16 protein-coding genes and 1 pseudogene are annotated in these 25,349 nt (G+C 41.3%); 5 read left to right on the top strand and 12 right to left on the bottom strand.

The window, feature by feature from the left end; genetic code table 11:
• Positions 1–125: 125 nt before the first annotated feature.
• Positions 126–869: a phosphatase gene (locus VHA01S_RS05380; RefSeq protein WP_023403339.1), complete on the bottom strand. Its 744-nt coding sequence runs from the start codon at positions 867–869 to the stop codon at positions 126–128.
• A gap of 685 nt (positions 870–1,554) precedes the next feature.
• Here VHA01S_RS05380 and VHA01S_RS05375 point away from each other — a divergent pair.
• From VHA01S_RS05375 to VHA01S_RS05365, 3 genes are all read left to right on the top strand, one after another.
• Entirely contained in the window at positions 1,555–4,134 is a 2,580-nt protein-coding gene (locus tag VHA01S_RS05375) for a GH92 family glycosyl hydrolase (RefSeq protein WP_023403338.1), read from the top strand.
• Between the two features lie 473 nt (positions 4,135–4,607).
• Complete coding sequence (locus VHA01S_RS05370) at positions 4,608–7,181, top strand: GH92 family glycosyl hydrolase (protein ID WP_023403337.1); 2,574 nt, start codon at positions 4,608–4,610, stop codon at positions 7,179–7,181.
• A gap of 345 nt (positions 7,182–7,526) precedes the next feature.
• The gene (locus VHA01S_RS05365; RefSeq protein WP_023403336.1) at positions 7,527–10,124 is read left to right on the top strand and encodes a GH92 family glycosyl hydrolase; all 2,598 of its coding nucleotides are present in this window, start codon (positions 7,527–7,529) and stop codon (positions 10,122–10,124) included.
• Between the two features lie 922 nt (positions 10,125–11,046).
• Here VHA01S_RS05365 and VHA01S_RS05360 read toward each other — a convergent pair.
• Both VHA01S_RS05360 and VHA01S_RS05355 read right to left on the bottom strand, forming a co-directional pair.
• A complete protein-coding gene (locus VHA01S_RS05360; protein ID WP_039970210.1) occupies positions 11,047–12,408 on the bottom strand; it encodes a PTS fructose transporter subunit IIBC in 1,362 nt (453 codons plus the stop codon).
• 1 nt (position 12,409) lies between these two features.
• Entirely contained in the window at positions 12,410–12,850 is a 441-nt protein-coding gene (locus VHA01S_RS05355) for a PTS sugar transporter subunit IIA (RefSeq protein WP_023403334.1), read from the bottom strand.
• A gap of 411 nt (positions 12,851–13,261) precedes the next feature.
• Between VHA01S_RS05355 and VHA01S_RS05350 the strand changes: the two genes are divergently transcribed.
• Positions 13,262–15,847, top strand: a complete 2,586-nt coding sequence (locus VHA01S_RS05350) for a GH92 family glycosyl hydrolase (RefSeq protein ID WP_023403333.1) — start codon at positions 13,262–13,264, stop codon at positions 15,845–15,847.
• Positions 15,848–16,007: 160 nt separating this feature from the next.
• Here the strand turns inward: VHA01S_RS05350 and VHA01S_RS05345 are convergent, their stop codons facing one another.
• From VHA01S_RS05345 to VHA01S_RS05340, 3 genes and pseudogenes are all read right to left on the bottom strand, one after another.
• The gene (locus tag VHA01S_RS05345) at positions 16,008–16,886 is read right to left on the bottom strand and encodes an acetamidase/formamidase family protein (RefSeq protein WP_023403332.1); all 879 of its coding nucleotides are present in this window, start codon (positions 16,884–16,886) and stop codon (positions 16,008–16,010) included.
• A 187-nt stretch (positions 16,887–17,073) separates the two neighbouring features.
• Positions 17,074–17,151, bottom strand: a pseudogene (locus VHA01S_RS18030) (peptidylprolyl isomerase); the annotation flags it as partial.
• A 36-nt stretch (positions 17,152–17,187) separates the two neighbouring features.
• Positions 17,188–18,063, bottom strand: coding sequence for a bacteriophage abortive infection AbiH family protein (locus VHA01S_RS05340; RefSeq protein ID WP_023403331.1), 876 nt, complete (start codon positions 18,061–18,063; stop codon positions 17,188–17,190).
• A gap of 237 nt (positions 18,064–18,300) precedes the next feature.
• On the opposite strand from VHA01S_RS05340, the gene VHA01S_RS05335 reads away from it, so the two are divergent.
• A complete protein-coding gene (locus tag VHA01S_RS05335; protein ID WP_023403330.1) occupies positions 18,301–19,596 on the top strand; it encodes a phospholipase D-like domain-containing protein in 1,296 nt (431 codons plus the stop codon).
• A 66-nt stretch (positions 19,597–19,662) separates the two neighbouring features.
• Here the strand turns inward: VHA01S_RS05335 and VHA01S_RS05330 are convergent, their stop codons facing one another.
• The 6 genes from VHA01S_RS05330 to VHA01S_RS05305 all read right to left on the bottom strand — a co-directional run bounded on the left by VHA01S_RS05330 (position 19,663) and on the right by VHA01S_RS05305 (position 25,347).
• A complete protein-coding gene (locus tag VHA01S_RS05330; protein ID WP_023403329.1) occupies positions 19,663–21,759 on the bottom strand; it encodes a DEAD/DEAH box helicase in 2,097 nt (698 codons plus the stop codon).
• Entirely contained in the window at positions 21,759–22,610 is an 852-nt protein-coding gene (locus tag VHA01S_RS05325) for a HamA C-terminal domain-containing protein (RefSeq protein ID WP_023403328.1), read from the bottom strand. The genes VHA01S_RS05330 and VHA01S_RS05325 overlap by 1 nt, the downstream gene beginning before the upstream one ends.
• A gap of 256 nt (positions 22,611–22,866) precedes the next feature.
• Positions 22,867–23,145 carry a peptidylprolyl isomerase gene (locus tag VHA01S_RS05320; protein ID WP_023403327.1) on the bottom strand — a complete coding sequence of 93 codons (279 nt, stop codon included), beginning with the start codon at positions 23,143–23,145 and terminating at the stop codon, positions 22,867–22,869.
• An 85-nt stretch (positions 23,146–23,230) separates the two neighbouring features.
• Positions 23,231–23,476: a hypothetical protein gene (locus VHA01S_RS05315; protein WP_021714543.1), complete on the bottom strand. Its 246-nt coding sequence runs from the start codon at positions 23,474–23,476 to the stop codon at positions 23,231–23,233.
• Between the two features lie 69 nt (positions 23,477–23,545).
• Positions 23,546–24,724 carry a tetratricopeptide repeat protein gene (locus VHA01S_RS05310; protein WP_023403326.1) on the bottom strand — a complete coding sequence of 393 codons (1,179 nt, stop codon included), beginning with the start codon at positions 24,722–24,724 and terminating at the stop codon, positions 23,546–23,548.
• Entirely contained in the window at positions 24,721–25,347 is a 627-nt protein-coding gene (locus tag VHA01S_RS05305; RefSeq protein ID WP_023403325.1) for an energy transducer TonB, read from the bottom strand. The genes VHA01S_RS05310 and VHA01S_RS05305 overlap by 4 nt, the downstream gene beginning before the upstream one ends.
• Positions 25,348–25,349 lie beyond the last annotated feature (2 nt).

The raw sequence follows: 25,349 nt of genomic DNA, 5'->3' as shown, positions 1-25,349 counted from the left end.
GCTAGTTCTGATCACTTACTTAGTGTGATTGGTGTTAAAAGTTAATACCAAGCCCAACAGTCCTATTGGGCTATATCCATTGTTTACCCTCTATTAAACTACAAAATAGCCTTAACTAAATAGCTTTAAAATTCAAATTCGTCTGCAATATCAATACCTTTTGTCGCAAGATAGGCAAACAATGAATCAACGGTATTGTTCACCACACGCTGCGCTGGATAACCCACTTCTGTGATCAATGCTTTTGCGACATCAAAACGCCCTAAATCCCATGCATTGTGCGCGTCTGAGCCAACACTGATTGGCGCATCGTATTGTTTGGCTAGCGTCGCCAATATTTTGCAGTTGCTATAACTGGCTTTTCTTGAATATAAAAAAGAGCTGTTGTTTATTTCAAGGGCGACATTTTCTTTTGCGGCCAGTTTAACTATCTCTTCGATATGAATAGGGAAATTCGGGTTGCCGGGGTGTGTCACCACATGCACCTTGCCACTTTTGATGACGTTACTCATCGCCTCGGTGTTTGAATCGATATCTCGAGGCGCAAACACAGGTGGATGAAAGCCAGTAAGGATAATATCTAGGTTGCTACGGATAGACTCATCAATATCGATATTGCCTTGCAGATCTTTAATATTGCTCTCTATACCACGTAAAATACCGACCCCGTCCACAACACGAGGGAAGGTTAGACTGTTTACGAAATGCCACTTATGAGGCGCATCTTCCATATCAGGGCCATGATCGGTATTGGCAAATAAACGTATGCCACGCTTTGGCGCTTCACGCACATAATCATGTATGGTGCTGTAAGCATGATCACTTGCTAAGGTGTGAGTATGTAAATCCACTTCTAACTTGTAACTCATTGTAAAACCTCTTTTAAAACCCTATAGCTACCGAAATATCACAGGCTGTATGCAAACTTTGAACTGCCTACCATATACGACTTTGTTTAAACTTTCATGGCATAAATCAGTGCACTTTACACCTGCTAACAGTGTCAATTGCAATATAAGGTTTGTATAAAACTGCCGTCATTTACGATGACTATACGATTCGATACCCTCACCAAAGCACTATTCAAAAATCATGCATAAAATGAATTTAATTTCCATTTCATTAAGTGCATAAACTTCCTTTAATTATTTAAATTTATTCTTACCTGATTATTAAAATAATAAAAATTCATTTATTGGAAATAAAATCAAATATACTGAATTTAATAACACCTTTTATTTTAACCACTAAAAATGAAATATTACTTCCCATTCAAACACAAAGTTGATTGCGACCTAAGTCACGGATTCACAAGCACTTTACCCATAATTTAAATAGCAACCAATCAGCACAATAATAATATCACCGACAAAAATAAGACCTAGTTAATTATTGTATTATTTAATGCGTTAATATTTAAATAATGAAACAACCATTATTGTTGTTTCATTAACATGTCTACTGATTAGTAAATTCAATACAGGTGATTAATTGTATTACCTTATTAATAATAAAAAGAACATCTCCCCTACAAATTAATAAAAGGAAGTTACTGTGAAACATAATTTAAGTTTACTTTCGCTATCCATCATCGTTGCTTTAGGTGGTTTAACTGCTTGTAACGATAGCAGTGATAACACTACAGCGAAGGTTGAAAAAGCGGCGCCAACGGTAGCAGCAGAAATAACACCTGCCATTGAGCAGCAAACCCTATTGACACAAGCTCAGCCTAGACAGCTTGATGATTTAACCCAATATGTCGACCCCTTCATCGGTACAGGTGGCACAGGCCATACTCATCCGGGGGCTGTAGCACCAAGCGGTATGGTGCAAATGACACCGATTGTCTACGATACTGGCACGGAAAAATGGAAAGTGTGTTCCGGTTACCATGATGACGAAACAGAGCTTATCGGCTTTGGTCACACAGCATTTAGTGGTACTGGGATCAGCGGTTTAAATGAATTCCAAATGTTGCCATTTACCACTGAAACTATGCCAAAAGACGCGGATATCACTTCCTACCATCCGCATATTGATAAATCTACCGAAGAAGCGTCTCCGGGCTACTATCATGTGAAAATAAAAGAAAGCAATATTGATGTTCAACTCACCGCTACCGAGCGTGTGGGCTACCACAAATACACCTATCCTGATGGTGCCAAACCTAAGATTAACTTAGTGTTTACTGACTTCAATAAGCAAACAAACAAGGTCGACTACTCTATTGTCGATGATCACACCATACGTGTGACGCAGACCATTTCTTCATTCTACACATTGCGACAAGATACCTACTTCTATGTGCAGTTTGACCATAAATTTAAAGCCAACCCAGAGTTCCATCAAATCAAAGGATGGTGGGGACCGACTGAGTCTGGCACTTTAGTGCTCGACTTTAGTGGCGATGGTGATGGTGATGTGCATCAAATCAATGCCAAAGTCGGTATTTCGTACACTAGCTTACAAGGTGCAGAGCAAAACTTTGATGTCGAAGGGACTCGCACATTTGAACAAGCCCATGCCTACACCAAAGGGTTGTGGAACAAAGAGCTGAACGAAGTCAAAGTGGAAGGTGGTACACCTGAAGATCTCACCACTTTCTATACCGCACTTTATCATACAGAGCTAGCGCCGCATCTATTCCAAGACGTTGACGGACAATACCGCACCATGCGTCGTGGCGATTACACCATAGTGAAACACGCCGATGATCCTAACTCTAAAGTATTTAGTGTGTACTCACTATGGGATACATTCCGTGCCTTGCACCCACTTAAAACCATCATCGAGCCTAAACACGCCGTTGAATTAGCCAAAGACCTTATCCGTAAATATGAAGAAGGCGGCATTCTACCAAAATGGGAACTGCACGGTGACTATACCGGCACTATGGTGGGCTACCCTGCTGTTGCTGTTATTGCCGATTCGATTACTAAATTCCCTGACCAATTCACCGCTCAAGAAAAACAAACCGCATTGGCCGCTGCACTGCGCTCTGCTGTTTACAAAAGCGGTAACGAAGTGATGAAATTTGACCCAGGATGGAGAGTGTATGACGGCGTACAAAAAGAGAACTTAAAATTTGTTGATGGTTCTCGCAATAGCCTAGATGAACCAATGAGCACTGAATGTGATCCATTGGCACCGGCTAAAGATTCATTGTGTGGCTTTGTTCCAGCGCTAGGCCATGACCATGGTCAAAACGAATCGGTATCCTACGGCTTAGAAATGGCTAACTTTGACCATGCAGTGGTGATGATTGCTAATGCTGCAGACCGTGATGATGTTGCGAAAACATTTGAGCGCCGCTCCGAATACTGGCACAAATACTGGGATGCTTCTAACCCCGACAACCCAAGTGAAAACTGGAAAGAAAAATACAACATGACCGGCTTTATGCGCCCTGTATGGTCTGATGGTAGTTGGTTCACTTCTGATGATGGTGAATTCCACCCTTACAAAACCAACAGCGGTTCGGGTAACTACACTGAAGGGACTGCATGGCAATGGACATGGTTTGTGCCACAAGATGTGGAAGGCTTAAAAACTATCATGGGTGGCAATGACGCCTTCTTAAGCAACCTAAACGAAGTGTTCTCAAATGTGTGTGACAGTGCTAAGGATTCGACCTGTGCAACCACACCAGATATGACCGGTATGTTGGGACAAGTGGCGTTTGGTAATGAACCATCACAACACATTCCATTCCTATACAACTGGACGAGTGAACCTTGGCATACTCAAGAAGTGGTTGACCAAATTCAGCACACTATGTACGGCACAGATCGTGGTGACATAGTCGGTAACGAAGATGAAGGTCAAATGTCGGCATGGTATGTGATGTCTGCACTTGGGCTATACCAAGTCAGTGGTTCAGATCCTATCTTGACGGTTGCACGTCCTCTGTTTGAGAAAGTGCAAATCCCTATGCAAGATGGCGTATTTACCATTACCGCAGAAAACAACAGCACAGCGAATAAATACATTCAATCTGTGACTATTAACGGCAAACCACTCAACAAAAACTTCACTTTTGATTTTGCAGATTTGAAGGCCGGTGGTGAACTGCACTTTGTAATGACTAATGACGTCAATCAAGCAATGAAAGCGGATCAACTAGCCAAAAGCTAAGCTCCCTTTTCATCCATCGCTAGGTAAATAAAAACGTTAGCTTGGTTCTTCGGAGCCAAGCTATTTTTTATATCTATACATAATGAAAAATAGTGACAATAAGTATTAGAAATCATTCCTTAACGGTAATTTCTTGGTTATTTACACAATAAGACATTATTAATTTTAAAGTGATTCAGATTCATTATTTAAACACGTAAAAGTGCAATATTAATTTTCATTTGGTGACGCGAACCATTGCGATATAAGTCACGGATTCATAAGCACTTTAGCAATACTTTAGACAGCAATAAATCAACAAAAACATTATTCAAACTTGCTTCTAAATATATAATTACTTGTAGTATTTAAGGTTTAAAAAATACTACTTTCCTTTCAGGGCGTAATAATTAAAGCAACAGAATTAATTTGTAATATTTATATTAAAAATAAAAACAAACATACCCTACAATTATTAATAAAAGGAAGTTACTGTGAAACATAACTTTAGTTTACTCTCACTATCCATCATTGTGGCACTCGGTGGCTTAACTGCATGTAACGATAACAGTGATAACACTCCGGCGAAGACGGCAAAAACAACTCCAGCAGCAAAAACTGCTGCGCATAAAGCACCTGTAGTAGAACAGCAGCAGCTACTTACCGCCTCTCAGCCTAGACAACTGGATGACTTAACTCAATATGTTGACCCTTTCATCGGTACTGGTGGAACAGGGCATACTCATCCTGGCGCCGTCGCACCCAATGGTATGGTACAAATGACGCCAATTGTTCATGATAAAGGTGGCAATGGATGGAAAGTCTGCTCTGGATACCATACCGACTTTACTGAACTACTTGGTTTTGGTCATACCGCACTAAGCGGTACCGGTATTGGCGGTTTAAACGAGTTCCAAATGCTGCCATTTACCAGTGAAAGTAAACCTGCAGATATCGATATTACCGCTTATCATCCGCACATTGATAAATCTACCGAAGAAGCGTCTCCGGGCTACTACCATGTGAAAATCAAGGAAAGTAATATTGATGTTCAGCTCACCGCAACCGAGCGTGTCGGCTACCATAAATACACTTTCCCTGAAGGTACCTCACCTAAAGTCGCCTTATCATTTAGTGACTTTAACAAGTTCATGAGCACCTTTGCCTACACCATTGTCGATGATCAAACCATACGCATTACGCAGACAATTTCTTCATTCAATACCATGCAACAATCTACTTACTTCTACGTGAAGTTTGACCATAAATTTAAAACAGGGCCACTTTATCACCCTGTCTCAGCATGGTATGGCTACCAAGGTTCACTGGTGTTAGATTTCAGTGAAGATCCAAATGTACATGAAATTAATGCAGAAGTTGCCTTGTCTTATACCAGTCGTCAAGGCGCTGAACAAAACTACGATGTAGAGGGTAATCGTACCTTTGACGAGGCTTATGCGTACACTAAAGGCCTATGGAATAAAGAGTTAAACGAAGTCAAAGTAGAAGGTGGCACACCTGAAGATCTCACCACTTTCTATACCGCGCTCTACCATACCAATATTGCACCGCATATCTTCCAAGATGTGGACGGCCAATATCGTTCCATGCGTCGCGGTAATTTTGCTGTGACCAAAACAGCCACCGACCCAGACTCTAAAGTGTATAGTGTGTACTCAATATGGGATACATTCCGCGCCTTGCACCCACTTAAAACCATCATTGAGCCTAAACATGCGGTTGAATTGGCTAAAGATTTGCTCAGAAAATACACCGAAGGCGGCATCTTACCAAAATGGGAATTGCACGGTGACTATACTGGCGTGATGGTGGGATACCCAGCGGTGTCAGTAATTGCCGATGCCATCACTAAGTTCCCTGACCAATTTACCGAACAAGAAAAACAAACCGCATTAGCGGCTGCACTTCGCTCTGCTGTGTATAAAAGTCAAAGTGCAGTGGCAGAATTTGACCCAGGCTGGAAAGTCTACGGCGGCGTACAAAAAGAGAACTTAAAATACGTCGATGGCTCTTACAACACCCAAAATGAACAAATGACCAGCGAATGTGATCCATTAGCTTCAGCCAAAGATTCGTTATGTGGTTTTGTGCCTGCGTTAGGCCGTGACAATGGTCAAAATGAGTCTGTTTCGTACGGCTTAGAAATGGCCAACTTTGACCATGCCGTAGTAATGATTGCCAACGCTGTTGGTCGTGATGACGTAGCCCAAACATTTGAGCACCGCTCCCAATACTGGCACAAATACTGGAATGCCTCTAACCCAGACAACCCAAGTGAAAACTGGAAAGAAAAATACAACATGACCGGCTTTATGCGTCCAGTATGGTCTGATGGTGAATGGTCTACCTCTGATGATGGTGAATTCCACCCTTACCTCATTAACCATGGTTCTGGTAACTATACCGAAGGGACTGCATGGCAATGGACTTGGTTTGTACCGCAAGATGTTGAAGGCTTGAAAACCATCATGGGGGGTAACGATGCCTTCTTGAGCAACCTAAACGAAGTGTTCTCTAATGTGTGTGACAGCGCTAATGATTCTACCTGTGACACCACCGATGATATGACGGGTATGTTAGGGCAAGTGGCATTTGGTAACGAGCCATCGCACCATATTCCATTCCTATATAACTGGACATCAGAACCTTGGCACACACAAGAAGTAGTGGATAAAATTCAGCACACCTTATACGGCACCGACCGCGGCGACATAGTAGGTAACGAAGATGAAGGTCAAATGTCAGCATGGTATGTCATGTCAGCATTAGGTTTCTATCAAGTCAGTGGTTCCGACCCTGTACTTACTGTCGCACGACCTCTATTTGAGAAAGTGCAGATTCCGATGCAAGACGGCGTATTTACCATCACGGCTGATAACAACAGCACAGCCAACAAATACATTGAGTCTGTCACTATTAACGGAAAACCGCTTGATAAAAACTTCACCTTTGATTTCTCAGAATTCAAAGCAGGTGGCGAATTGCACTTTGTTATGACTGATGATGTCAACAAAGCGATGAAATCTGTTCAGCTAGCAAATGGCTAATAGCAATCACAGTAATTAAGTGAATATGCATTAATAAAAGCTTGGTTCTTTTGAATCAAGCTTTTTTATGCTCTCTATTAATTATATATTTATAATAATTAATAGCGTTAAATATATTATAAAACTGGAATTTTACATTTCATTTAGAGTGAAGCCTCACTGCGACCTAACTCACTAAAAACAAAGATATTTTAAGTTAATTTATGTACGCCAATTATTCTTAATATATAGATAATTATTACTTTCGCAATTGTATTATTTAACGTTATAAAACGCAGTTAAAATACATTTCCGAACAGCTGAAAATAATAAAAAACACCCTACAATTAATAAAAGGAAGTTACAGTGAAACATAACTTTAGTTTACTCTCATTGTCCATTATTGTGGCACTAGGTGGCTTAACCGCATGTAATGATAATAGTGATAACACCGCAGCCAGCGTTGATAAAAATGCACCAGCAGTAGAAAAAACAACGCCAACTCCGACACCAACCCAGACACAAAACGTCGAGCAACAACTTCTTACCGCAGCTCAACCTCGACAACTTGAAGACTTGACTCAATATGTTGATCCTTTCATTGGTACCGGTGGCACCGGACATACTCACCCTGGCGCTGTGACACCCAATGGGATGATACAAATGACACCGATTGTTGACGATGAAGGCGTTGATTGGTGGACTAGATGCTCTGGTTATCATACTGATTTCACAGCAATTCTAGGCTTTGGTCATACCGCACTCAGTGGTACAGGTATTGGCGGTTTAAACGAATTCCAAATGTTGCCGTATACCACAGAAAGTATGCCTAGTGGTTCTAAAATTGAGACTTATCGCCCCCATATAGATAAATCGACAGAAGAAGCCACTCCGGGTTATTACCACGTGAAAATTCAAGAAGGTAATATCGATGTACAACTTACTGCCACCGAGCGTGTCGGTTATCATAAATACACCTTCCCTGATAGCGCTAAGCCAAAAATCAGCTTTGTTTTTGACCGATACAATAAGCAATTCAACTCTGTTGACTATCAAATTGTGGATAATCAAACCATACGCATTAAACAAACTATTGCCTCGTTCTTTACCCTGCACCAATCAACGTACTTCTATGTGAAGTTTGACCATAGCTTCAAAATGCCCCCAGAGTTTATTGAAATCCCGTCAACATCATCTTGGAGCCAAGATAAAAATGGCGTGCTAGAGCTTGATTTTAGTGGCGATCCTAGTGTCCACCAAATCAATGCCAAAGTGGGAATTTCATATACTGGCCCGCAAGGTGCAGAGCAAAACTTCGATATAGAAGGCACTCGTACTTTCGATGAAGCTCGCGCTTACAACAAAGGCTTGTGGAATAAAAAACTGAATGAAATCAAGATTGAAGGTGGTACACCAGAGAACCTAAAAACCTTCTATACCGCGCTGTACCACACCAATATGGCGCCACACATCTTCCAAGATGCTGACGGTCAATATCGCAGTATGACTCGCGGTGATTACTCGTTTGTGAAAACCGCCACAGACCCTAACTCTAAAGTGTATAGTGTCTACTCATTGTGGGATACGTTCCGTGCATTGCATCCGCTAAAAACCATTATTGAGCCACAACACGCGGTTGAATTAGCCAAAGATCTTCTTAGAAAATACCAAGAAGGTGGCTTGCTACCAAAATGGGAACTTCATGGTGACTACAGCGGCACTATGGTGGGCTACCCTGCAGTTGCAGTAATTGCCGATGCCATCACTAAATTCCCAGACCAATTTACCGATAAAGAAAAACAAACCGCATTAGCGGCGGCGCTGCGCTCTACACACTATAAGAGCTACGCCGAAATATCTAACACTGATCCGGGTTGGAAAGTCTATGATGGCGTGCAAAAAGAAAACTTAAAATACGTCGATGGCTCGCACAACAGCTTAGGCGAACCAAGCAATACTCAATGTGACCCATTAGCGCCAGCTAAAGAGTCTTTATGTGGCTTTGTGCCTGCTAAAGGTCAGCAAAATGGTCAAAATGAGTCTGTCTCATACGGCTTAGAAATGGCCAACTTTGACCATGCGGTGGTAATGATAGCCAATGCGCTACATCGTGATGATATTGCGAAAACCTTCGAGCTACGCTCTCAGTACTGGCATAAATATTGGAACGCCTCTAACCCTGATAATCCAAGTGAAAACTGGAAAGAAAAATACAACATGACCGGCTTCATGCGTCCAGTGTGGTCGAACGGCGAATGGTCTACCTCTGATGACGGGGAATTCCACCCATATAAAACCAACCACGGCACCGGTGATTACACCGAAGGTACGGCATGGCAATGGACTTGGTTTGTACCGCAAGATGTTGAAGGCCTAAAAGCCACTATGGGGGGTAATGACGCCTTCTTGAGTAACCTAAACGAAGTCTTCACCAATAAATGTGCAAGTGACGACCCTGCGCAATGTACGACAACTGCGGATATGACCGGGATGTTAGGACAAGTGGCGTTTGGTAACGAGCCATCGCATCACATTCCATTCCTATACAACTGGACATCTGAACCTTGGCACACTCAAGAAGTGGTCGATAATATTCAGCACACCTTGTATGGCACGGCTCGTGATGACATGGCAGGTAATGAAGATGAAGGTCAAATGTCGGCGTGGTATATCATGTCAGCGATGGGCTTCTATCAAGTCAGTGGCTCTGATCCTGTATTTACCCTAGCGCGACCTCTGTTCGATAAAGTACAAATCCCAATGCAAGATGGGGTATTTACCATTACCGCAGACAACAACAGCGACACCAATAAATACATTAAATCAGCGACCATCAACGGTAAGCCATTAAATAAAGACTTTACCTTCGATTTTACTGAGTTCAAAGCAGGCGGCGAACTTCACTTTGTAATGACAGATGATGTAAGCCAAGCGATGAAACCGGATCAATTAGCGAAAAGCTAATACCCATTAAGGTTATCAATGCCTATATAGCTTGGCTCTTCGGAGCCAAGCTTTTTTATTTGCGGGCCATTTAAATACCATTCCTACCATAGCGTCCCCATACTACCAACAAGACTGACTCTTCACTGTGATTGACGATAGAACGTCAGATAGTTTCAATGCAACTTAAGGAGAGGCAACTTAAGGCATGGCAACTTAAGCTCGCCAAAAGTATTAACTCGATATCGATAGATAAACCACCAGCAAGCTATCCCTTTGCCTGGTCTTTTTATTGCCTAGCAGGAAACCACTTTAAAAACTATCAGGCTGAATGACTATTGATTGCTCTTTAGAAGACTTTAATCAACATCTATTGCCTTAAATATCCATGCCAAGAAATTAACTTGCACAGTGACACTTTCAAATACCAGAAAGTAAAACATCATTCGCTAAGAAGTGTGTATTGTAAAAGGTAAGGTAATAAACGATATAGCACTAAAACGCGATGCATATTTAATAAGTCTATTCACTAGAAGCTAGCCACACTTAAACCAATCCTAACAATATAACTTGCTCAGTAATATTAAAAGAATATGGCTTACCCAGAGTGAGTTCTATTAGGATAAGTTATCTATATAACGAGAAATATTATTCAATGAAATGATAAGGACTGACTAGCACTTTTCTATATGAGATTTGCACAGCGTCCATATTAACTTATATGAATACACTATTAAGACATCATTAATTGCGCAGAAACGAGTGTTTCATATACAGATATAGCCAATGAATAACGGCTATTAGTATTACTATTGTGGATATTAAGAAAGGAAAATAAAAAATGGGAAGAGAGCTCCGGCTATCTTCCCATGAGAACAATGCAGATTTTAAATAATAATCTTCAATATTGGACGCGTAATTTGAAGACTATTAAGGTCAAAACCTAAGCAAATAAACCTGCAGCGTTCTTAATAGCGTCTTTAGTTGAACATTCTACTGTTTCTAAGCTTGCAAAACGTTCAGGCTCTTTCACTTGGATATCGTGGGCTAAAATTACTTTCTTAGCATGTTTAATATCGTCAGCAGTAATACGGTTTTGAATGCCATCTTGGCCTTGAGTTTCAACTTTAATATTAATGCCCGCCGCTTTAGCCGCTTTTTCTAGAGCAGCTGCAGCCATAAAGGTATGCGCTACACCTGATGGGCAACAAGATACCGCTACGATATCAGGGTGACCTGAGTTACCCGCTGGGATAGCTGCGCTTGGAGCCGTTGTAGAATCTTTAACAGTTTCATCATCTTCAGTAACCACTGGTTTCCACAAACCAACAATTAACGCAGTCGTTAGTGAGCCTGCAATAATACCGATTAGGTACGAGGTACGGCCTTCAACAACAGGTAGTACAATCAATCCACCCCAAGGAGCATGACACAATACATCGGCCATGAAACCTATTACGTTACCTACGATACCACCAGCGACGATTGCTGGTAGCACACGCAATGGATCGTTGGCAGCAAACGGAATCGCACCTTCAGAGATACCAATTGAGCCCATGATGACAGCCGCTTTACCCGCTTCTTTTTCATCAGAGTTGAATTTTTTAGGGAACAAGAAAGTCGCAAGAGCCATACCTAGAGGTGGAGTACAGATAGCGATTGCAACGCCACCCATCAACCATGGTTGAGTACCCACTTGAGTTTGTGCAAATAGAGTTGCCACTTTGTTTACTGGACCGCCCATATCAAATGCAGTCATACCACCAAGCAATGCACCAAGAGCCACTTTACCTGCGCCAGCCATGCTAGTAAGGCCTGCGTTCATCGCACCCATACCCAGTTTGATTGGCTCACCAATACCCCACAATACGATACCTGAGGTGATTAACGTACCGACTAGAGGGTATAGGAAGAAACCACCTAATGCCTTCATATTGGCCGGTATTGGGATCTTTTTAAGCTGTCTTACTACATAACCGGCAATGAAACCTGTCACGATACACCCTAAGAAACCACCACCAATATCAGACATTAAACCAGACGCAATCATCGCTGGAGCAAGAGCAGGTTTGTCCGCTAAAGAGTAAGCAATGTAACCACCAAGAATAATAGGGAATAGAACTAATCCTTTAATACCTATCGTCGATATATCGGCCAAAATACCACTATCAGGCACAGCCCCTTTACCAGATAACATTACCGCGATGGATAATAACACCCCACCTGCCACAATGAATGGAAGCATGTGGGAGGTACCAAATAATAAGTGTCCTTTCAGACGGGAAAAAGTTTGAGTAGTCACGATATTAGTCCTTTTTTATTATATTTAGTGCATCTTGTGCAGATTTTGCATTACACAAGTTAGTTACAAATTCTGGGTCAAACTTAACGAATAGGGCCTTCAGTATTTCAATGTGATAATCACTATCTGCCGGAGAAGCAATCATAAAGAAGACTTTGGGTTGAGGTTCATCATCGTCTTGATCGTATTCGATACCGTCTGGTGCTATACCGACTGATATAGCAGGCGAAATAACGGTTTCACTTTTACAATGTGGGTACGCAATTCCATCAGTTGTCGTTGTACACTGTGCTTCTCGAGTTTCAATTCCTTTAAGAAATACATCCAAATCTTTAATTCTCGACTCTTTCAGTAGCGGTGCAGCGAGTTCCTTGAAGAGGTCTTGTTTATTTTTAGAGACAATATTTACATTGATTAGCTCTACATTTATTAACTCTTCGAGCATAGGGTAGTCCTTATTATTTTTTCATGTAGGTAGGAATTGCTTTTTAAATTATTGGAAAATAGATAATTAAAATGGCGAACAAGTCACATAATTAAATTTGAAAGAGATCATAAAAATGGAATGTTACATTTCACGATAAATTAAATTTCCATGCGATATTAATCACAGAATAATTAGTAATTAAAAAATACTTTAATTAGGAATTTATACCAATATTAGAAATAATTATTCTGAATACCAATAATCTATTTGTACGACCATTGTAATGTATTACAAATAGCCGCAGAAATATGTATTCCCTTAATCACATCTCTTAATATTCGTTAAATCAGGTAATTTAAAATAAATAATAATTTGTATTATCTTATTAAAAATAAACATTCCTAATCTACAATAAACAAAGGAAGTATCGTGAAACATAATCTCAGCTTGCTCTCATTATCCATCGTAGTAGCTCTTGGTGGATTAACCGCTTGTAATGATGATAGTAATGACAAAGTCGCCGAACATACTGCGAAGCCTGCCACTGAACAGGCCCCCGTCAAAACTACCCAAGCTACTGAAAATTGGAGCGTTATAAATGCTTCTAAAACAACCACTCCAGAGATTTTACCCGCGACAGACCTCACTCAATACGTTGACCCTTTCATCGGAACGGCTAAAACAGGGCATACTTTCCCTGGTGCAATTGCGCCAAATGGGATGATTCAAATGACACCTGTCACCGACGATATGGGAACAGATTGGTGGGCGGAATGTTCAGGCTATCACGATAAGTTTGATACTTTAATTGGTTTTGGACACACTGCGTTAAGTGGTACTGGTATCAATGGTTTATCTAATTTCCAAATGCTGCCATTTACCAATGAAAGTATGCCAGATGGTACAAAAATTGAGAGTTATCGCCCGCACCTAAATAAAACAACTGAAGAAGCTTCTCCTGGCTATTACCATGTCAAACTTAAAGAAGGTAATATTGATGTAAAATTAACCGCTACCGAACGTATTGGTTATCATAAATATACGTTTGAAGATGGGGCTAATAAAAAAGTCAGCTTAGTATTAAACGCATTTAATAAAGATTATGCCTACAACAGTTATGAAGTAGTGGATAATCGTACAGTTCGAGTGCAACAAACTTTCCGTTCATTTGGCACCATAGAACAAACTGTCTATTTTTACGTTCAATTTGACCACGATTTTGTTGATAACCCTGTTTATCACAAAGAAGATGAGTGGGCTGAAGATGGTGCGCTGGTTCTGGATTTCAACACCTCACCTGACTCCGTAAAAGATCACGTCATTAATGCCAAAGTGGCGATCTCTTACACTAGTCCTGAAGGGGCTGAAAACAACTTCGATAAAGATGCCACTCGCTCTTTTGATGAAGCCCGAGAATATACCAAAGCTGAGTGGAACAAAAAACTGAATGAAACCAAAGTGGTAGGTGGCACTAAAGATCAATTAACCACCTTCTATACCGCGCTATACCACACCAATGTTGCGCCACATATCTACCAAGATACGGATGGACAATACCGCACCATGAGCCGAGGTAACTCTGCCGAAGTCAAACAAGCACCTGAAGATTCACCGGTATTTAGTGTTTACTCTCTATGGGATACCTTCCGCGCCCTACACCCACTAAAAACAATTCTAGAGCCTAAACATGCGGTGGAATTGGCCAAAGACTTGGTACGTAAATATCAAGAGGGTGGCATTTTACCTAAATGGGAGTTGCATGGCGATTACACCGGCACTATGGTGGCCTACCCTGCTGTTGCCGTTTTAGCTGATGCTATTACTAAATTCCCTGACCAATTTACCGATCAAGAAAAACAAACCGCTCTTGAAGCCGCACTGCGCTCATCTGTTTATAAGAGCGAAAATGAAGTGAACGATTATGGCTGGGAAAACTACGACAAAGTGCAGAAAACCAACCTGCAATTTGTTGATGGTACTTTAATGGCCGATGGCACACCTGAAACCACCGAATGTGACCCATTGGCTTCGGCCAAAGATTCACTATGTGGCTTTGTACCTGCTAAAGGACACGACCACGGCAATAATGAATCGGTCTCTTACGGCTTAGAAATGGCTAACTTTGACCACGCTATTGTGAATATTGCCAAAGCAGCCCACAAAGATGACGTCGTCAAAACCTACCAACGCCGCTCGCAATACTGGCATAAATATTGGAATGCCTCTAACGCCGACAATCCAGATGAAAACTGGAAAGAAAAATACAACATGACAGGCTTTATGCGTCCAATTTGGTCAGAAGGCGAATGGGCAACCTCTGATGACGGCGTGTTCCATCCATATCAAACTGTTCATGAAACTGGAGACTACACCGAAGGTACAGCATGGCAATGGACTTGGTTTGTACCGCAAGATGTCGAAGGCTTAAAACAAGTGATGGGCGGAAATGACGACTTCTTGAGCAACCTTAAAGAAGTGTTCTCAAATACCTGTGACAGCAAAGACGAATCTGAATGTACTAAGACTGCAGATATGACCGGTATGATTGGGCAAGTGGCGTTTGGTAACGAGCCATCGCACCATATTCCATTCCTATATAACTGGACTAGCGAACCTTGGCATACACAAGAAGTCGTCGACCAAATTCAGCGAACCTTGTATGGACCACACCGTGGTGATATTGCGGGTAACGAAGATGTTGGTCAAATGTCGGCTTGGTATGTCATGTCAGCAATGGGATTGTATCAAGTCAGTGGTTCAGACCCAGTATTAACGGTCGCACGCCCTATCTTTGATGAGGTACAAGTACCAATGGGCGATGGTGTATTCACCATTACTGCCGAAAATAACAGTGCGCAAAACAAATACATTAAGTCAGTTACCATCAACGGTAAACCTCTGCATAAAAACTTCACCTTTGATTTCTCTCAGATGAAAGCAGGAGGCGAATTGCACTTCGTAATGACCAACGATGTGAATCAGGCCATGAAACCTGATCAATTAGCCAAAGGATAAGCTGCTCTCCCCCGCAGCTAAACCAAAGACAAGCATGGTTCTTTGAGCCATGCTTGTCTTTTTTATGAGAAGGGGTCAGGTCTTGAAATTTGCATAGCTTGCGTGAGCAAGCTATGCAAATTTCAAGACCTGACCCCTAGAGACCGTCCCCCAGAAAAGACTATTTAAGCCAAGATAAGTTGACCGTTACTTTCGCCGTTTTTAATGGATTCACTATCTGAGACACACCTAAGTCTGCGCCCACACTCATCCAGCGACACGCAACATGCTCATCCAGTTGATGTTCAGAAATAAGGTATTGGTGAGTCTTTTCAACGGCCGCCGTCGCCGCTTTATCAAGATCAGGATCAGATGCGATAAAGGTAAACAGTTCGCCATTTAATACCGAAGGAGTCGGCAATTGTGATTGCTTTAATACCTCAACAGAAAGAGTAACTTTACCTGAAATCTCAACACCCGTTCCAGAAAGCTCCCCATCCCCCATTGCCGCATGCAAATCACCAAGCGATAGCAATCCACCAGCATGATTTACAGGCAAATACACGATAGATCCTTTCTTGATCTCTTTAGTATCCATGTTGCCACCATGCTCACCAGGGCTACCACAGGCAATTGCACCCTCTGCTGGCGCAGTGCCGATCACACCTACCATAGGAGACAGTGGCACAGAAAGATTTGGCGCAATTTGTGCGCTTTCACCGATGATCTCAACAGGTTGTACAATCGAACCAGAAAGCTTATGTGAAAGGCTACCAAAAAGATCAGAGGACACCATAGAACCCATTGCTGCCAACTCAATATCATGAATAGTAATGGCAAGCACATCCCCTACTTCCGCGCCGTCAATAAATACTGGGCCTGTAGCTGGGTTTACCTTAGCAAAGTCAATCTCTTCGAGAATATAGCCAGCCCCTTCCATTTGGTTACGAAAGCAATCGAAGGTATCAACAGAGAATGTCTGATTTTGTTGTACATGTGCAACGGCAGCGTTGTCTTTACTCATGGCGTACACATAATCTTTGGTGGTGATGTGAGTCATTGTTTTATCCTGTCTGCAGCGCCTCTCAAACAATTAGAAACGCGGTGATAAATTAGTAATGTGAACCTAATATTTGAAAAATAGAAATTCCAAGCGGAATAAAAGCATCATACTCGCTAGTCAAAAAATACTTAATAATGGATTTGCAATTTTTGATTTTAAAATAAAGGCTTATTGACAAAAACGCCTTCACGATGTGCCAGCCGAATTTTGTCTTCACCAAATGCGGTGTAATTGTTTCAGCGGAGAAAACCACTTTATCAAACTAGGTATGCTATATAACGCAAGTTATGCCTTTATCCTACCCTGCTATCGGATAAGTTGTTCCAAGATCACCAGACGATAATGAGGTCAGCTTAGCTTCAGGCACACCCAAAGTTAGTAACTTATCATGGGTATACATTATGCCATCACCAAAATTCCAGTTCTCCCAAACAGCATCAGGATAGGCTTCCAAGATACATCTAAAGTATGGTACGTCGATATCATTGACAGAGTGACCTATCACAATGATTTTTGAAACATCTCCGTGGCCTTCTAGCTGGGCACGATGACTTTCTAATATCGCATGAACTGGCTTATGAAACTTATCTGTAACTGAAGCAACTGTTCTTTGGGACTCATCAAACCAAGGCTCGTCTTCATTCCAAGGCATTGATGTGGATTGATTGCCGTTCCCGATTCCATGACCAAAAATGACATTCCATCTGGCTTTACCATGGATATGCAGAACATCTTCGTCAGGAATCGAATATACGTCTTGAAGAGTAGATGTATAGTTGAAGTTGATGAACTTGGAATCATTTGGAAATTCAAATAATTGCGAGGCTGTAGTTACGTCTATTGCTCTTATCCAAGTGTTAAAAGTATCTGTTACTGCGCCCACCAATTCATCTACTTTAATGGCCATCTCATCTTCATAGCCATACAAGCTACTTGAAGAGTCTGCCAGTTCGTCTAAGCTTGGCTGCAATACCGCTTCTTCACTGAAGTCATCCTCATTGAAAACACCTAAGTTTTCTTCAAAGTTAGACCATTCTTGATCATCGTAAAACTCAGGGAAAAAGACAAAATGCTCGTTTAGGTCATCATGATGCTCTCGATGAAAGTGCCAATAACTTGTAGGTAATCCATTCTGAATATCAAAACCATTACCGATTATCACTAAAGTTGTCACACTACTAGCCCCCTACAGATAGTATCTCAAAGTTACAAGTTGCATATTATACCAAGCAATAATCGCATAATCTTATGATTAGTCGACAAAATTCCAGAGTAAGAAATGCGTTTATTTGCTTCAATATTGCCTTTCAGTCGAGGGAGGACTAACCCTAAACTTACATTGCTGCTCTGAGCTTGATAAACATTGACTAACTATGCGTTCTCCATACTCAATTAGTGACATAATAGAGGCATGTTTTCTATTTGGGCTGAACTGATGGATTTGTATACTAATCGAACTTCAAAAAATGACTTCATCCAACACGGTATTATTGAGCATGTAGATGAGGGTATGGACTTATTCTTTGCAACCGCATTTTTTACTGAAGCCAATGTTGTAGAAGAACTACTTGCTAAAGGATGCCACCTTCGTTTTGTTGTGCGGTTAGGCTTTCCAACTTCACCAACTGCACTCGAAAAACTTCTAACTCACAAGAACGTTGAAGCTAGATTCTTCACAAGCAAATCATTCCACCCCAAGTTATATATCTTTGGTGATAAAACGATTTTGCTTGGTTCTGCTAACTTCACAACAGCAGCTATTCTATCCAATCAAGAAATCATGGTAGGTATAGGTTCTGATGATCATCGTTTTGCCGAACTACAAGAGCTATTTGGTGATTATTGGAATGAGGCTGAAGTCCTGACAAAAGACGCCATTAACAAATACCGAAGTATCTACAGCAAATTCGCTCAAGCCAATAGATTGATTATTGAAATGGAGAACACTGTCACCGATACAATGGGCGACATCAATTTCTCAAATATTAATCGTGGGAAGAAAAAATCATCGAAGAAATCAATTTTCTTAGACTCCTACCGAAAATCATATCAGGAAGCTGTAACAGCTTTTAGACGAATTGAAGATATCTATCAAAACTTCGATAGAAAGGTTGATGCCGAGCTAATACCTCAACGACTTGAGATTGATTCATTCTTCAGTTTTGTTCGAGATTTCTATGCCACACAAGAAACATGGAAACACCAACCTATTGGATGGGACGATCAACAGAAATCCAAAACAAAAGCTCTGATTGATGAATGGCTAACAACTAAGTGGGAACATTTCGAAGAACGCATAGTTCCAGTTAACTACCCTTTGATAAAGAGGGTTCTTGGTTCAAAAGAGTCAATAAAATCAGCAACAATGGAGGAACTAGTCGACGCTTTGTGTATTCTACACTCATTCCATGATAGGTTCCGATTCTATAAAGGCGGCTTGGGAACTCTAAAAGCTTCTTTTATTGAGCATAATGAAGAATCAAGGGTAAAAAATACCATAACATACTTGTTATACGGGGCTGGAGATGTAGTTGGGCGCATGGCTGACTGCATTTACGATAGTGAGTATAAATTAAACGAATTTGGGAAATCTAACGTGCAGGAACTTATAGGTTGGATTAACAAAGAAGATTTGCCAGTAATTAACGGCAGGACAACCAAGGTACTTAGATATTTTGGAAATGATATTCGCCATATAAGCGAGTAATTTGTACTGATTCATGCCTGATGTTTTGATCATACAAATAAGCCGCCAAAAATGGCGGCTTATTATTTAGATGTTCTTCATCGCATCTTCAATGAACTTGCGCTCAAAGTCAGAAACATACAAGGAGCTAGGATTAATCTGTCGCAGTGAAGCGAGAGTTTCGTCCAACCCCTTTCCTAGTTTGAGTTGCTTGCGGATCTTCTTCGCTATAGGAAGAGGCAAACCATATTCATCCAAGGCAATTAGCTCGGGTACTTCGTACAAGTTTTCAACTTGTGCAATGAACGAACTGTAATCTCCGGCGGGCATTTCAAATACACCAAAAATATGCTTCTGAACCTTATCCAATGCAGAATAAAGACGTGGAATCATATAGTTAGCCCATCTACGCTCAAAATCAAATGATGCTTCAATAGCTTTGTTCATATTATTGATGTTGCTATCGTTTTGATATACATCCCAAATGAAGTCTTTACCAGAGCCAAGACGTCTAAGGCGATTCCACCAAAATGTCAGTTGCTTACTTGATCGAATACCACCTTTACCATTAGTTAGGTGCCTAAATAGTAACTCGTTACAGAAATCTACCTGATCATAGGAAGGTTTATTCTTCCAACATAGAAACTCGTGATAAGCAGAGACATGATCGTAAATATCATTGGCTAAATTGATGATACTTGATGGAGGAACACCCTTTAGCTCTTTGAAAACATCAAACGGTATTGATGTTTGGGAGTGCAGGTATTCGAGTCTATTCTTCAGAGATTCATTTACAATATCCTGATCGTCAAGCTGCACAGCTAAAGACTCAGGAATGTTTTCACCGATAGTGACTGCTGGAATATCAACAGATTCATCGACGGGCTCTGGTGGCTCATCAAAAGTGTAAATATGACCAATAAAGTGCTCAAACATGCGTCCCGCACGTCCTTGAATATTCTTGAACGTGAAATACTCCATCGCATTATTAGCAACTTTGCTTTCATATATCACTACGTTTTTAGCGACAGTATTGACTCCCTCGATTAGTGACGAAGTACAAACAAGAAATTTGAGCTTTCCTTCGTTAAACAACCTTACATTCAGTTGCCCTATCGAACGAGTAATCTTTCCATGATGAACTGATATCCCTCTGCGATACCCGTCAACAACGTTCCAACCTTGATGGTAATTATCTGCCACCCATTCAGCAACATCATCGTTACTCTCTATTACAGGAAGTTCTTCGATGAGGTAGTTAAGAATAGTGTTTGCCTGACCAGGAGACTTTGCATAAATCAATGTTGGTTCATTCATAGTCCGAATAAGCTTCAAGAATGCTTGCTTACGATTCGGCTTCGCTTTCAAAGTCAGTAACTTCGAAGAAACTGTATTGAAATCTGTGCGGAAGAACCTACAACGATACTTCTCACCAAGAGCTTGTGGAATCTCGTTGATGTTTGGACCAAGCATGTAAAGTTGCTTAGCTGTCTTAGCAACCGAGTAGAGTGCAATATTTAGTACAATTGCCCTTTCCTCATCACCCTCAGCAGCAGGATCTAACTTGTAGAACTCATCAATAACAAATAGATCTACATTCTCAATATCGTCTCGCTCTACAGCACGCTCCTGCGTTAGAACGAAAATATTCTTGTCAGCTTTTTCCTGACCAAAGTGAGTGATAATTTTGTAGGCTTTGTGCTTAAGGCACTTCTTTCTAAGCTCGTCAATCAACGCAATAGTTGGGACAATGATTACAATATTGTCATATCTCTCAGTGGCAATGAGCTTGTCAATAATCAAACTCTTACCAAAGCTCGTGGGTGCACTCAATACAACATTTTCACCGGACATTAATGCCCTATACACTTCAGCCTGTTCACGGTGAAACACGATGTCACTGTTTTCAGTTGGCTGATTGAATCGGTAAGCAATCTTATCGTTGATATCAAGGTTCTCGAAATCTACGTAAGGAAACAGCCCCACTGAACGAGTAAGTTTGTCTAAGATGGGCTTGTATTGACCGAATAGCTCCCTTTTTTCCATAGCGAAGATGACAGCATCTCTTGCCAATTTGTCATCACTGCCATTAACGATCTTTGAAACTTCTGATAAAACCGAAAATGGGTTTGTTCGAATGTTATCATCCTCAAAGATTCTATCCATAGTGGTTATCTGGCTCATTAGAATAGCTCTTGTAATGCTTTTAGCTTGTTATCAAAACTACTGACCAAAACAGACTTGTCTTGGAGAGGAAGAAGTATTAGATGAATGTTTACATCAGGGATATTTTTTCTAGTGAACTTGTCATAAATACCCTGAATTTCAGCCTCTACTTGCTCTTTAAACTCAGCAGTCGCCTTAGTTGCATCAGCGTAGAGCTTACTTTCATACGTTAAGAATACTGGTACATGAATCGAGTCTATGATGTCATCAAGACTGTTAGCTGCATCTAACATAGGTTCGAGCTTGCGTTTGTACTCGTTACCATCATTAATCTTATTTTCAATCCACATAAACTCGGAACGAAGATACTTTGCTTGGAAGTGGTCATGCAGCTCAGAGACTACGTCTCTGATAGCCCCATCAATGCTCTTGTAAAACTTCACTTCACCAAGCCAAAGATTAACCGAATCATCCTCCGTCAAAGTGACATGAACGGAATCAAAGCCTTTTACAGTATCGTTAGCGTGTGTTTTGTAGTAGAACTTTGATATCAACGGAACAGCATTGAAATGCTCTAGCATGATCGAATAGAGAATCAGCTCCCCAATCTCACCACGCTTTTCTGGTTTTTCTGAGGTATAGATAGATTGTGCAGCACGAGCCAAGTATGTACCTGCATTGCTAGCATTCACATTGGCGGCCTCTTCTGGAGGTAACACAAAAGATACTAAGTGATTTTTGATTAGGTGCTTAATAAAGTCGTCCCCTCTCCACATACCTTGCTCAAAGCCAACACAAAAAGCTCTCAACACTGGAGAATTACTAGGCTGATGGACACTCACTTTCAAAAAATTGCTTTGGTAGCCCATCAAATCGTCCTTAAACCATTTACAATTACACGCATAGAATCATCAAAATAATAAACAATATGAATACAATCTACTTCAAACGTCCATTTTTTTGAACATAAATATTATGATTTCATGATTTAAAACAGCTAGTTATCTCATTATGATTTAGATGACGTCTAACTTTGAGGACAGCTTCATTGACGTAAAAAGAGGACTTCTGATTGTATAGATATAAAAAAGAGGCTGATTGGCCGCCTCTTAATGATAGATAAGATCATGTTCTCCACAGCACCTTCACAATGTGCCAGCCGAACTTTGTCTTCACCAAATGCGGTGTAATTGTTTCAGCGGTGAAAACCACTTTGTCAAACTGAGGTACCATCTGACCTTTTTTAAACTCGCCCAGATCGCCCCCTTTTTTCCCCGAAGGACAAGTGGAGTACTTGCGTGCTAATTCAGCAAATTTCTTGCCTTTTTTAAGCTGAGCCATGATGTCATCAGCTTTATCTTTATGCTTCACCAATATATGAAGCGCGTGCGCTGTTCTTGCCATTGTTGTTCCCTAGGGGTCAGGTCTTGAAATTTGCATGGCTTGCTTGAGCAAGCCATGCAAATTTCAAGACCTGACCCCGATTAGATTAGTGACGTGTTGGACCTCTTCTTACAAGATCTTGCCCGTTCTGGAATACATCTTCTGTGACCCAACGAGAAAGTAGAAGCTGATGATTATCATCAAGTACCGCAACAAAGCGGCGACCGTCTTTATTGCTAGTTGCTAAAGCCAGTCCAGCCACATTGGTTAGGCTAAAGCCACCATTTTCAACCGCAACTAAAAATGCTTCAAGCTCTTCTAACGTGGTAATAATGTCTGCATCATTGTTCATGTGTGTTTTCTCTAGTGAGCAAAGTGATAATGGCAGAATGGTGCGATATTTTATTCTAGAATGCAAATTTCAAGACCTGACCCCGCTTAATTGAGTTAAGTATTTAACCCAATTGATTGTTGAGGGGGTTGAATTTATTTGGTTGGCTTTTTGTGCGTGGCGTAGGGCGTTGGGGATGTCGCCTAGGCGGTAGTAGGCCTCAACGCTGGTGAGCTCGGTTCTTGAGCTGGTTTTTTGTTTTTTCAGTTGGGTTAATGCGGTTTTGTATTGCTTGTTTTGCATTAATAATTGGATATATGACCAGCGATATTTACTCTCTTTTTCGGTGGCTCTAGCCCAAGCTTTTAATGATTTGTCCCACTCTCTGGCTTGTTGCCAATATTGCGCTTCTATGGCGAGATCTTTCGCTTGAGTGTTGTCTGCTTTGTTTAATGCGTGAAAAACTTCTGCTGCTTTGAAAGGGACATTTTGCTTGGAGTACAGTTGCGCCATCATGCGGCGTTGAGTTTCGGTTAATGTAAAGCCTGCTCGCTGATACTGCTTCAAGGCTGCCAATGCTTGCGGGTAGTCTTGTAGCTGCAAATAGAGATTAATGGTCTGTAGCCACCAACGCGTAATGTCAGGCTCGTATCCGCGCAGAGCTAAAGTGGTTTTCAAGGCGCTATGCCATTTTTGTAGCGACAGCTCTGCCCCTAAACGTAGGTTTAACACGGATACTTGAGGGGCTCCGCCCAATGCCACATATTTGTTGGTTGCATCAATCACCGGTTGCCACTGCTGCAACTGATAGTTGCCTTGTGCGATGCGCAGCCACACTTGTTGGATGGCGTTGATGGCAATAATTTTATGCGTATTATTTTGCGCGATGATCTCATGATAAGTCTTGATTGCAGAGCGAGTATGACCATTAGATAGCTGAATATCCGCAAGCATACGCAAGGTTTCAAGATGCTGTTCCACTGGTAAGCCATTGGCTTCTACGGCTTTAGAAAGTGCCTTTTCTGACAGATGCGTTTGCTTTTGTTGCCAGTACAAAATGCCCAGCATTCTTTGTACGACAGAGGTATCGTAGACGCGACTTGTTGAGATATTCTGTAAAATTTTAATCGCTTTATCATTGTGATCATTGCTTTGCAATTCATAGGCTTGATACACGCGAGTAGCCACATTACGACTTAACGTTTGTGCTTGAGCTGTGCCCCCTATTAGGCTAATCATTAGGGCTAGAGCCAATAGTAAGTGCTTCATTTTTGCAGTCTAAACTCCAACTTCAAGGTTTGCCCTTTTTGCGCTGTGGCTTTGCCGTTAACCACCAGCGGTTGATACTTCCAGCGCTGTAATGCACGCATCGCTTCTCGGTCGAAAATACGTTTTGGTTTGCTATCAACAATCTTAATATCTGTCGGTCGGCCGCGATCATTAATGGTAAAGCTCATCACCACATAGCCTTCTATTTTTCGGCTCAATGCACGGATGGGATAACGAGGTTCAATTCGTTGTAATGGCATGACTTGTTGATTTTGTCCAATACTGACCGGACCCGGATTAGCAATCGTCAAACCAGACACTGCGGTATCTACCGTCACTAAAGGCAAATCAAATTTTTGCATGGTAAACGGTGTATCCGATAGCTGGCTTGAGCTACTGGTGTGCATCTCTGGCGGTTTAGTCGGCGTTTGCGGAGGCTCTGGCAACTGGCGTTGACGCCTTTGGGCGTGGCTATCTTGCTCTACTTGTAAGATATCAAAGCGCACGATTGACTGCTGTTCAGGCAAAGGGCTTTTGCCTAAGTTGACCAACCAAGTCATAAAGCCAAATACAAAAAATGTCAGTAATAGCGCAATCGGCAAAGCGATAAATAATCGTTTCATCA

It is taken from the genome of Vibrio halioticoli NBRC 102217, from assembly GCF_000496695.1.
GTDB classification, from domain to species: domain Bacteria; phylum Pseudomonadota; class Gammaproteobacteria; order Enterobacterales; family Vibrionaceae; genus Vibrio; species Vibrio halioticoli.
This window is presented reverse-complemented; position numbering and strand designations above follow the sequence as displayed.

Bases quoted from the DNA above. Each gene is read 5' to 3' on its own strand.
- VHA01S_RS05380 (WP_023403339.1), bottom strand. From the start codon at position 869: ATGAGTTACAAGTTAGAAGTGGATTTACATACTCACACCTTAGCAAGT.
- VHA01S_RS05355 (WP_023403334.1), bottom strand. From the start codon at position 12,850: ATGCTCGAAGAGTTAATAAATGTAGAGCTAATCAATGTAAATATTGTC.
- VHA01S_RS05345 (WP_023403332.1), bottom strand. From the start codon at position 16,886: ATGACTCACATCACCACCAAAGATTATGTGTACGCCATGAGTAAAGAC.
- VHA01S_RS05335 (WP_023403330.1), top strand. From the start codon at position 18,301: ATGTTTTCTATTTGGGCTGAACTGATGGATTTGTATACTAATCGAACT.
- VHA01S_RS05330 (WP_023403329.1), bottom strand. From the start codon at position 21,759: ATGAGCCAGATAACCACTATGGATAGAATCTTTGAGGATGATAACATT.
- VHA01S_RS05325 (WP_023403328.1), bottom strand. From the start codon at position 22,610: ATGGGCTACCAAAGCAATTTTTTGAAAGTGAGTGTCCATCAGCCTAGT.
- VHA01S_RS05320 (WP_023403327.1), bottom strand. From the start codon at position 23,145: ATGGCAAGAACAGCGCACGCGCTTCATATATTGGTGAAGCATAAAGAT.
- VHA01S_RS05315 (WP_021714543.1), bottom strand. From the start codon at position 23,476: ATGAACAATGATGCAGACATTATTACCACGTTAGAAGAGCTTGAAGCA.
- VHA01S_RS05310 (WP_023403326.1), bottom strand. From the start codon at position 24,724: ATGAAGCACTTACTATTGGCTCTAGCCCTAATGATTAGCCTAATAGGG.
- VHA01S_RS05305 (WP_023403325.1), bottom strand. From the start codon at position 25,347: ATGAAACGATTATTTATCGCTTTGCCGATTGCGCTATTACTGACATTT.